This is a genomic window from Oleiphilus sp. HI0061, from assembly GCF_001635675.1.
The window spans coordinates 1-2214 of the sequence record NZ_LWFE01000105.1 but is presented as its reverse complement, the minus strand read 5'-3'; the positions used below and the strand labels follow the sequence as shown (position 1 = coordinate 2214).

The window sequence follows — 2214 nt, the reverse complement described above, 5'->3', positions numbered from 1 at the left end:
GCTACTGCATCAGATGTTCCAGGCGAAGACTTAAGCAGCTCCATTGTCGTCAGCGGTTCTGTTGATTCAAGCATTGCTGGTACTTACACACTTTCTTATGACCTAAGCGATGCAGCAGGAAATATAGCGACAACAATATCTCGCGACGTAATCGTTGCCGATACCGGCGCGCCAACGATCACCCTTCTTGGAAGCAACCCTCTTGATCACGAGCTTGGAAATGCCTACACCGATCCAGGCGCTACTGCATCAGATGCAATCGACGGAGACTTAAGCAGCAGCATTGCCGTAGCTGGAGATACCGTCAACCCGAACCTAACAGGCACATGCAATGTCACATACGATGTTTCGGACTCAGTTGGCAACGCTGCACCTACCGAAATAAGAACAGTAAACGTAAACGACACAACACCTCCAACTCTCATTTTGTCTGGCGACTCAACAGTTCTGCATGAATTACGAACCCCCTATACAGATGCTGGCGCAAGCGCAAATGACAATACCGATGGAGACATCACTACGAGTATTGTAGTCGGCGGAGATACAGTAGATAGTGATACCGCCGGTGTATATATCATCACTTATAACGTAAGTGATGCCGCGGGCAATGCAGGCGCACCAATCAGCAGAGTTGTTGACGTTGCTGACCGCACAGCACCGGTAATAAGCTTACTTAGCGCAAACCCTTTGGATCATGAAGTAGGCACCATATTCGTTGACCCTGGTGCAACAGCATCCGATATTATAGACGGCGATGTTAGTGCCGATATTGGCGTATCTGGCTCGGTTGACCCAAACACAATTGGCACTTATACACTTTCCTATAATGTCAGCGACTCGGCAGGAAACGCTGCAACGACGGTAGTTCGTACAATTAATGTTGTCGATACCGGAGTGCCGGCCATCACGCTACTTGGCGACAACCCCATTTTACACGAGCTGCAAACTACCTCTACCGACCCTGGTGCCACTGCAATAGATGCCGCAGACGGAGACCTTTCATCTAGTATTGTCATCACAGGCTCAGTCGACTCAAATACCGCTGGAACTTATACACTCAGTTATGATGTGACGGATTCACAAAGCAATGCTGCGACAACCGTAACACGAGACATTATCGTTGCAGACCGAAGCGCTCCACTCATCACTATTACCGGTAGTACTACAGTTAATCATGAGCAAGGCACTTTATATACAGACGCTGGCGCAACTGCTAGTGATGTAATTGACGGTGATATCAGTGCAAACATCGTCACAAGCGGTACTGTTGACGTTAATACTGCCGGTACGTATAGCATCAATTACAATGTAAGTGACGCTACTGGAAACGCGGCAACACAACTCACCAGAACCGTTATTGTCAGTGACACAACTATTCCGGTAATCACCCTTAACTCAACGAACCCGCTGGATCACGAAGTCGGCACAATCTTCGTCGACCCAGGCGCAACAGCCAGTGACAACACTGACGGAGATATCAGTACAGCAATTGGCGTTACCGGAACTGTTGATGCCAATACGCAAGGTGCATACACCCTTACCTATAATGTTTCTGACTCATCTGGTAACGCAGCAGCAACCGTAGTTCGAACTGCAAACGTCGTGGATACTGGAGTACCCTCTATTGCACTTATTGGTGACAATCCAGTGCTACACGAACTACAGACGCCATACACAGATGCTGGTGCGACCGCTTCAGATGCAGCAGACGGCGACCTAAGCGCTTCAATCACAGTGACTGGGTCAGTCGATCCGGATATCGCCGGAACTTACACACTTAGCTATGATGCAAATGATTCCCAAAGTAATGCTGCAACAACGGTAACCAGAGATGTAATCGTTGCTGATAGAACAGCTCCAGTAATAACGATTACTGGAGGCAGCACCGTTAACGCTGAACAAGGAACGGTTTATAGCGATGCCGGAGCGACCGCAACAGACATCATAGATGGCGATATTAGCGTAAATATCATTACCACTGGCGCAGTTGATACAAATACCGCTGGTAACTACACCATTCACTATAATGTTAGCGATGCCGCTGGAAACCCCGCTATTCAGGCGAGTAGAACTGTAATCGTAAGCGATACAACAGCCCCACTTATCACCCTTGCTGGAGCCAACCCCTTAGATCACGAAGTAGGAACAATCTTCGTCGATCCTGGCGCTAGCGCTAGCGATAATATTGATGGAGATATCAGTCTAAGTATTGGC

Annotated in this window: 1 protein-coding gene; it reads left to right on the top strand. The window is 48.3% G+C overall.

What is annotated here, in order from left to right; genetic code table 11:
• The coding region (locus tag A3735_RS01285) for a DUF5011 domain-containing protein (RefSeq protein ID WP_156499305.1) at positions 1-2214 on the top strand (2214 nt) is incomplete at both ends.